Here is an 8,957-nt window from a genome sequence, read left to right on the forward strand (position 1 = left end):
GTCAATGAAGCCCTCGCCTCAACTCCGGCCGGGCCGATGCGCGCGTCGGGCGGCGCGGCCTCGTCCCGTGGGTCCAGAATGAGGGGTACGGACCGACGAGGTCCGCGACGACGGGACCACGGTCCCCGGGCCCGAGGGTTCCCGCCGCCTGACCACCGAGTTCGTGGAGGCGTCATGAGCGGCATCACTTCCCCCACCCCCAGCGCGCGCATCGTCGTCGGCATCGACGGCTCGGCGCACGGCTGGGCGGCCCTTGCGTGGGCCGCCGAACGGGCGTCGCGGATGTCGTCCCCGCTGCACCTCATCCATGCCTTCGCACCGGACATCCCGATGCTCGGGTTCGGCAGCACCGACCAGAGTTCGCTCAAGGAGGAGGGCGAGCGCCTGCTCGCGACCGCACGCGCCCGGGCCCACGCGGTCGACAGCTCGCTGACGGTGACCACCTCGCTTCCCCCGGGGTTCGCCTCCCCCGCCCTCGTCAAGGCCTCGCACGACGCCGCGATGGTCGTCCTCGGCGCCGTCGGCCACGGCCTCCTCAGCCGCGCCACCATCGGTGCCGTCGCGCAGCAGGTCGCCGCGCACGCCACCTGCCCCGTCGTCATCGTCGGCCACGAGGGGCACAGCGAGCCACCGCACCACCGCGTCGTCGTCGGGGTCGACGGGTCGAGCGCCTCGTCGGCCGCCCTCCACGCCGCCTTCGACTACGCGGCCTCGCAGGAGGCCGAGCTCGTCGTCGTCCACGCCTGGGAGGCGAAGGGACCCGAGGACCCGACGTTGTCCACGGACTCGAGCTGGCCGGCATACGAGAGCGAGCTGGAGCAACGCGTGGGTCGCGAGATCGCGTCGAGCAGCATCCAGCACCCGGCCGTCAAGGTCCACCACGAGGTCGTGCGCAGCTCTCCGGTCGCCGCGCTCATCCAGGCCGCCGACACCGCCGACCTCGTCGTCGTGGGGGCGCGGGGCACGGGGGGCTTCCCGGGGCTACACCTCGGGTCGGTCTCGAGCCGGCTCCTCGGCCGCACCGCCTGCCCGCTCGTCCTCGTGCACCCGCGGGAGCCGTGAGGTCGCGCCGAGCTGGTCGAGGACGAAGGCCCACTCCCAGGCGACCTGCTCCCACGCGGCGTAGCGCCCGCTGCGTCCGCCGTGCCCGGCGGCCATCTCGGTCCGCAGCAGGATCGGTCGGGTCGCCTCGTCGTTGGTGACGGTGGCACGCAGCCGTGACACCCACTTGACCGCCTCGGTGAAGAAGACGCGGGTGTCGTGCAGGCTCGTCGTCGCGAGGATGGCGGGGTAGTCGCGCGGGGCGACGTTCTCGTAGGGGGTGTACGCCTTCATGACGGCATAGACCTCGGGGTCCTCGAGCGGGTTGCCCCACTCCTCCCATTCCCCCACGGTGAGCGGCAGGTCGGGCCGCAGGATCGTCGTGAGCGCGTCGACGAAGGGCACCGCGGCGTGCGCGACGCGGAACCTGTCGGGCGCGAGGTTGAGGACCGCACCGACGAGCAGCCCTCCGGCAGAACCGCCCTCGAGACCGAGCCGGTCGCCGGCCACCCAGCCGAGCTCGACGAGACGGTCCGCGCAGGCGACGGTGTCGGAGAACGTGTGCGGCTTGGCGAGGAGCTTGCCGTCGTCGTACCAGTGCCGCCCCATCTCACCGCCGCCCCGCACGTGGGCGGTCGCGTGGACGACTCCGCGGTCGAGCAGCGAGAGCCGCGCGACGGAGAAGTAGGGGTCGCTGGAGTACTCGTAGGCCCCGTATGCCGTGAGCAGACCGGGGTGCGTCCCGTCGGGCGCGAGGTCGGCCCGGTGCACGACCGAGATCGGCACCCGGGTGCCGTCCTCCGCGGTGGCCCACTCGCGTCGCTGGACGTAGTCGGAGAGGTCGACGTCGCCGATGACGGGCTGCTGCTTGAGGACGGTGCGCTCGCCCGAGGAGAGGTCGAGCTCGAGGACGGTCCGCGGCGTGACGAAGGACTCGAAGACGAGCTGAAGCGCGGACTGGTCGCGCTCTCGGTTGTCACCCAGCCCGACCGAGTAGATGGGCTCGTCGAAGCCGACGGGAACCGGTGTGGCATAACCGGACTCGGCCGACGGGTCGACCGCGAGCAGCGACAGGGCGGTGAGCCCGTCGCGGCGCAGCGACAGCACGGCGACGTCGTCGAAAGCGTCGACACCGAGGAACCGCTCGCCCGTGCCCGCGCGCAGGAGCGGCTGCCACTGGTCGTGGCTCGTCGCGTCGAGCGGGGCCCACGCGAGGTCCGAGTCGGGGTTGTCGGTGTTGTGCACGATGAGGAGCCGGTCCTCGGCGGGCTCGACGTCGTACTCGACGCCGTCGCGGCGGGCGGCCACCACGCGGAAGTCGGCCTCGGGCGTCGCGGCGTCGAGGAGGCGCACCTCGGAGGTCGTCTTGGAGCCGAGCGAGAAGATGATCCACCGGTCGTCACGGCTCGTTCCGATGCCCATCCAGAACCGCTCGTCGGTCTCCTCGTGGACGAGGACGTCCTCGGCGGGGTCGCCCCCGACGCGGTGGCGCCACAGCTGGTGGGGGCGCCAGGCGTCGTCGAGCCGGGTGTAGAAGACCGTGCCACCGTCGAGGGAGAACTCGACGCCGTAGCCGATGCCGGTGATGCCCTCGTCGAGGGTCTCGCCCGTCGTGAGGTCGCGGATGACGAGGTCGAAGCGCTCGTCGCCCGTCGCGTCGGTGGCCAGTGCGAGCCGCGTGTGGTCCGGGCTCACCGTGAGGGCCCCGATCGAGAAGAACTCGGAGTCGCCCGCCTCGACGTTGCCGTCGACGAGGACCTGCTCACCGTCGGGGACGCGGTCGGGCACGACGACCGGCCGGACGGCCGCGTCGGCGACCGGCACCCGCGCCTGGATGGGGTACTGCTGCCCCTCGACGGTGCGGGAGTAGTACCACCAGGGCCCCGAGCGCACGGGGACAGAGAGGTCGGTCTCGAGCACGCGCGACCGAATCTCTCCGAAGATGCTGTCGCGCAACGGCTTCAGGTGCTCGGTGCGCGCGTCGGCATAGGCGTTCTCGGCCTCGAGCAGGCCCACGACCTCCGGGTCGTCACCGTCGCGCAGCCACTCGTAGGCGTCGTCGACCCGGTCGCCGTGGTGCTCCCGGACGTGCGCACGCGTGGCGGCGACGGGAGGCGTCGGGAGGGTCGTCGAGGGCATCGCGGTGCCGTTCTCGGGGTCGGCCGTGGACGTCGGCTCGGATGTCGGCTCAGCCACCGGTGAGGCACCTCGGGCCGAGGAGGACCTTGAGGTCGCCGTAGAGCGACTCGCTGGCGTTGACGCGCAGCGCGTCGTCGAGCCGGATGAGCGTCGTGCGGCCCGGCTTGGTGAGCTTGAGGTGGACCTCGGTCGTGCCGGGGTGGTTGGCGAGCACGCCCTTGAGCTCCTCCATCCGGCCGGTCGTCGCACGCAGCGTGTCGAGCGTGACGACGACGGGTCCGCGCGGACCCTCGGTGAGCTCGGGCAGGGTGAGCTCCTGGGCATAGATCGACACCGAGTCGTCACGCCGGTTGACCTTGCCCCGGACGACGGCGACGACGTCCTGCGAGAGCATCGTCGAGACCGTGAGGTAGGCGCTCGGGAAGAAGAGGCACTCGATGGCGCCCTCGAGGTCCTCGACGGTGGCGATGGCCCAGAGGTCGCCCTTCTTGGTGCGCTTGATCTGCAGGCCGGTGATGAGCCCGGCCACGGTGACCATCGAGCCCTCGGGCTTGCCGTCCTCGGCGCTCAGCGTCGCGATCGCCGTGTCGGCGTGCTGCTGCAGGACGTGCTCGACACCGAAGAGCGGGTGGTCCGAGACGTAGAGGCCGAGCATCTCGCGCTCGAAGGTGAGCAGGGTGGACTTGTCCCACTCGACCGTCGGCACGGGCGTCAGGCCCATCATCGCGTCACCTGCGCCGGAGTCGTCGTCGTCGCCGAAGGCACCGAAGAGCGAGTCCTGGCCGATGGCCTCCTGGCGCTTGATCGCGACGAACGCGTCGACGTACTCCTCGTGGACCCGCAGCAACCCGGCGCGCGACTCACCCAGCCCGTCGAAGGCGCCGCCCTTGATGAGGGACTCGATGGTGCGCTTGTTGCAGACGACGGCGGGGCACTTGGAGAGGAAGTCGCGGAACGACGTGAACGCGCCCTTCTCCTCGCGTGCGGCGATGATCGCCTCGACGACGTTGTGGCCGACGTTGCGGATCGCGGCCATGCCGAAGCGGATGTCGGCGCCGACGGCGGCGAACCGTGCGACGGAGTCGTTGACGTCGGGCGGGAGGACCTTGATGCCCATCCGCCGGCACTCACCGAGGTAGAGCGCGGACTTGTCCTTGTCGTCGCCGACGCTCGTGAGCAGGCCGGCCATGTACTCGGCCGGGTAATTGGCCTTGAGGTATGCGGTCCAGTAGGAGACCAGCCCGTATGCCGCGGTGTGCGCCTTGTTGAACGCGTAGTCCGAGAAGGGGACGAGGACGCCCCACAGCGCCGCGATCGACGCCTCGTTGAAGCCCTTCTCCTTCATGCCGGTGGAGAAGGGGATGTACTCGGCGTCGAGCACCTCCTTCTTCTTCTTGCCCATGGCCCGACGGAGGAGGTCGGCGTTGCCGAGCGTGTAGCCGGCGAGCTTCTGGGCGATCTCCATGACCTGCTCCTGGTAGATCACCAGGCCGTAGGTCGTGCCGAGGATCGGCCCGAGCGCGTCGATCATCTCCTGCTGGAGCTTGCCCTTGAGCTGCGGGTCGAGCGGCGTGAGCTCCTGCTTGCCGTTCTTGCGCAGCGCGAAGTTCGTGTGCGCGTTGACGCCCATCGGGCCGGGGCGGTAGAGCGCGAGGGCGGCGGAGATGTCCTCGAAGTTGTCCGGCTGCATGAGCTTGAGCAGCGTGCGCATGCCGCCACCATCGAGCTGGAAGACGCCGAGCGTGTCGCCCCGCGCGAGCAGGTCGTAGGTCGCCTTGTCGGTCATGTCCTTCGACAGGGCGTCGAGGTCGAGGTCCTCGCCCCGGTTGGTCTTCACGTTCTCGATGGCGTCGTCGAGGATCGTGAGGTTGCGCAGGCCGAGGAAGTCCATCTTGACCAGGCCGAGCGTCTCGCACGTCGGGTAGTCGAACTGCGTGAGGACCTGGCCGTCCTGCAGCCGCTTCATGATCGGGATGACGTCGATGAGCGGCTCGCTCGACATGATGACGCCGGCGGCGTGGACGCCCCACTGCCGCTTGAGCCCTTCGAGCCCCTTGGCGGTCTCGACGATCTCCTTGAAGTGCGGCTCGGTCTCGACGAGCTCGCGGAACTCCTTGCCCTCGCCGTAGCGCGGGTGCTCGGGGTCGTAGATCCCCGACAGCGGCACGCCCTTGCCCATGACGTCCGGCGGCATCGCCTTGGTGAGCTGCTCGCCGACGTTGAACGGGTGGCCCATGACGCGGGCCGAGTCCTTGACGGCCTGCTTGGCCTTGATGGTGCCGTAGGTGACGATCTGCGCGACCCGCTCCGAGCCGTACTTCTCGGTGACGTAGCGGATGACCTCGCCGCGCCGGCGCTCGTCGAAGTCGATGTCGAAGTCGGGCATCGACGCGCGCTCGGGGTTGAGGAACCGCTCGAAGATGAGGCCGTGCGGGATCGGGTCGAGGTCGGTGATGCGCATCGCGTAGGCGCACATCGAGCCGGCACCCGAGCCACGGCCCGGCCCGACGCGGATGCCGTTGGACTTGGCCCAGTTGATAAAGTCGGCGACGACGAGGAAGTAGCCGGGGTAGCCCTTGGAGACGATGACCTCGATCTCGAAGTCGGCCTGCTTCTGGGCATACTCCGGTATGCCGTCCGGGAACCTCGCGTGCAGGCCTCTCTGGACCTCCTTGACGAACCACGACTGCTCGTTCTCCCCGGGCGGGCAGGGGAACTTCGGCATGTAGCGGCCCTCACCCTCGGTGAAGGACACCTCGCACATCTCGGCGACGAGGAGGGTGTTGTCGCACGCCTCGGGCAGCTCGCGCCACGTGTGCCGCATCTCGGCCGCGGTCTTGAGGTAGTAGCCGTCACCGTCGAACTTGAACCGGTTGGGGTCCATGAGGGTCGAGCCGGACTGGACGCACAGCAGGGCGCCGTGGGCCTGCGAGTCCTCGGGGTAGGTGTAGTGGCTGTCGTTGGTGGCGAGCAGCGGGAGGTCGAGCTCCTTGGCCAGCCGCAGCAGGTCCTTGATCGTGCGGCGCTCGATCTCGTTCTGGTGGTCCATGACCTCGCAGAAGTAGTTCTCGGCGCCGAAGATGTCGCGGTAGTCGCTCGCCGCCTGCTTCGCGAGGTCGTACTGGCCGAGCCGCAGCCGGGTCTGGATCTCGCTCGAGGGGCAGCCGGTGGTCGCGATGAGTCCCTGGCCGTGCTGGTCGATGAGCTCGCGGTCGAGGCGCGGCCACTTGGCGTAGACCTGGTCGAGCGAGGCCCGGCTGTCCATCTGGAAGAGGTTGCGCAGGCCGTTGTTGTTCTTGGCCAGCAGCGTCATGTGCGTGTAGGCACCCGAGCCGGAGACGTCGTCCCCGGGACGGGTGCGCTCGTCACCCCACTTGACACGGGTCTTGTCGGTGCGGTGGGTGCCCGGCGTGACGTAGGCCTCGAGCCCGATGATGGGCTTGACGCCGGTCCCCTGCGCCTTGCGCCAGAACTCGTGCGCCCCGTAGAGGTAACCGTGGTCGGTCATGGCGAGCGCCGGCATACCGAGCTCCGAGGCGCGGGTGAACAGGTCCCCGATCCGGGCCGCTCCGTCCAGCATGGAGTACTCGGTGTGGACGTGCAGGTGGACGAAGCTGTCCGTGCTGTCCGGGGCTGGGGAGGAGGTGGGCGACGACATCGTGGATCATCCTAGGTCGCCCCGGTGACAGGTCTGGACGGCTCGCCACGGTGTGGCGGATGTGACGGCTGGGACTGCCGCAGTGGCTGCTGGAGCGCGGCGCAGACGACTCCGGCGACGGCGTCAGAGACGGTCGAGGGCGTCCTGGAGGTCCTGCGGGTATCGGCTCTCGAAGGTGACCCACTCCCCCGTACCCGGGTGCTCGAAGCCGAGCCCGACGGCGTGCAGCCACTGACGTTCGAGGCCGAGCCGCTTGGCGAGCACGGGGTCGGCGCCATAGGTGAGGTCGCCGACGCAGGGGTGGCGCAGCGCCGAGAAGTGGACGCGGATCTGGTGGGTCCGGCCGGTCTCGAGGTGGATCTCCAGCAGGCTGGCGTGGCGGAAGGCCTCGATCAGCTCGTAGTGGGTGACGGCGTGCTTGCCCGACTCCATGACGGCGAACCTGTAGTCGTGGCCCGGGTGACGACCGATGGGCGCGTCGATCGTGCCCACGAGCGGGTCCGGGAGACCCTGGACGAGCGTGTGGTAGGTCTTGTCGACCGAGCGCTGCTTGAACGCCCGCTTGAGGACGGAGTAGCCGCGCTCGCTCTTGCAGACCACCATAAGCCCGGACGTGCCGACGTCGAGCCGCGAGACGATGCCCTGGCGCTCGCTGGCGCCACTCGTCGAGATGCGGTAGCCGGCCGCCTTGAGACCGCCGAGCACCGTCGGACCGGTCCAGCCCACGCTCGGGTGGGCAGCGACGCCGACCGGCTTGTCGACGACGACGATGTCGTCGTCGTCGTGGATGATCGTCATCCCCGGCACGGGCTCGGCGATGACCTCGAGGGTCGGGCTGGGGTCGGCGCTCGGCAGCGTCACCTCGAGCATGTCGCCGCCGTGCACGCGGTGAGACTTGCCGACGTTGGCGCCGTTGACGGCCACGCCGCCGTCCGAGGCGAGGTCCGCGGCGCGCGTGCGCGAGAGGCCGAAGAGGCGAGCGATGGCCGCGTCGACGCGCTCCCCCTGAAGCCCGTCGGGGACGAGCATCGTGCGGCTGTCAGACATGCGGGTCCCCGGCGCCGGCCTCGGGCTCGGGGTGCGCCTCGCCGGCCTCGTGCCGGCCGTGGGTCACGCCCTCGAGCGGGATACCGCGGAGCGCGAGGACCGCGCCGAACGCCGCCGCGACGACGATGGCGATGTCCGCGACGTTGCCGATGAAGAGCCCGAAGTAGTCGATGAAGTCGACGACGTGCCCCCGCCCGAACCCCGGCGCCCGCAGGATGCGGTCGATGAGGTTGCCGATGGCCCCGCCGAGCAGCATGCCCAGCGTCACCGCCCACCCACCGTGGCCAACCCGGGTCGCCGCGCGCCCGACCCACACGACGATGCCGAGCGCCACGAGCGTGAGGAGCCACGTGACGCTGTCGCCGAGCGAGAAGGCCGCGCCCGGGTTGCGGATCAGGTTGAGCCGGAGGACCGGCCCGAGGAGGTCCCGGGGCTGCCCCGGAGTGAGCGCGTCCAGGGCCCAGATCTTCGAGCCCTGGTCGAGGACGAGCGTGAGCACGCCGACCCCGAGGAGGAGCGCAAACAGCCGCGACCGGCCCTGGCGATCTTCCGGGGCCGGTGCGGGTGTGGACTGGAGGCTGGAGGTCAGCGGCGTTCCTGTTTCGTCTTGCATCGCATGCATAGGGTCGCACGAGGAGCGGCCTGGAGGCGAAGTTTGCCGATCGGCTGGCCGCAGGACTCGCACACGCCGTAGGTCCCGTCATCGAGACGCTCGAGCGCGTGCTCGTTCTGGTGGAGCATCTCGCGGGCGTTGTCGGCGAGGGCGATCTCCTGCTCGCGCTCGTAGGTCTTGGCCCCCGCGTCCGCCTGGTCGTCGCCGGCGCCGTCACCCGAGTCGCGCAGCAGGTCGGACAGCTCGGACTCGGCGTGCGCGAGCTCGGTGCGCAGGAGCGCGATGTTGGCCTCGATCTCGGCCCGGACCTCGCGCAGCTCCTTGGCGGTCCAGGGCGACTCGTCCTCTCGGACGACGAGCGCCTTCTTCGCGGTCTTCTTTGCAGTCCTGGCGGGTGCAGTCACGGCGGATGCCTTCTTCGCAGGGGCCTTGGTGGCCGGGGCCTTCTTGGCGGCGGAC

At 70.2% G+C, this 8,957-nt stretch carries 6 protein-coding genes; 1 reads left to right on the plus strand and 5 read right to left on the minus strand.

Annotation, left to right across the window (positions count from 1 at the left end; all coding sequences use genetic code 11):
* The first annotated feature begins 174 nt into the window (after positions 1-174).
* Positions 175-1,062 carry a universal stress protein gene (locus N798_RS08265; RefSeq protein WP_052117060.1) on the plus strand — a complete coding sequence of 296 codons (888 nt, stop codon included), beginning with the start codon at positions 175-177 and terminating at the stop codon, positions 1,060-1,062.
* Here the strand turns inward: N798_RS08265 and N798_RS08270 are convergent.
* From N798_RS08270 to N798_RS08290, 5 genes are all read right to left on the minus strand, one after another.
* Positions 982-3,180, minus strand: coding sequence for a S9 family peptidase (locus N798_RS08270; protein ID WP_035947712.1), 2,199 nt, complete (start codon positions 3,178-3,180; stop codon positions 982-984). The two genes, N798_RS08265 and N798_RS08270, sit on opposite strands and share 81 nt — an antisense overlap.
* Positions 3,181-3,229: 49 nt before the next feature.
* Positions 3,230-6,838, minus strand: coding sequence for a DNA polymerase III subunit alpha (dnaE, locus tag N798_RS08275; protein ID WP_035947684.1), 3,609 nt, complete (start codon positions 6,836-6,838; stop codon positions 3,230-3,232).
* Positions 6,839-6,961: 123 nt separating this feature from the next.
* Entirely contained in the window at positions 6,962-7,885 is a 924-nt protein-coding gene (locus tag N798_RS08280; protein WP_035947685.1) for an RluA family pseudouridine synthase, read from the minus strand.
* The gene (locus N798_RS08285; RefSeq protein WP_035947686.1) at positions 7,878-8,384 is read right to left on the minus strand and encodes a signal peptidase II; all 507 of its coding nucleotides are present in this window, start codon (positions 8,382-8,384) and stop codon (positions 7,878-7,880) included. Before N798_RS08285 ends, N798_RS08280 begins: the two co-directional genes overlap by 8 nt.
* Before the next feature lie 86 nt (positions 8,385-8,470).
* A partial coding sequence (locus N798_RS08290) for a TraR/DksA family transcriptional regulator (protein WP_035947688.1) occupies positions 8,471-8,957 on the minus strand: 487 nt, incomplete at its 5' end.

The sequence above is a fragment of the Knoellia flava TL1 genome, from assembly GCF_000768675.1.
GTDB lineage: Bacteria > Actinomycetota > Actinomycetes > Actinomycetales > Dermatophilaceae > Knoellia > Knoellia flava.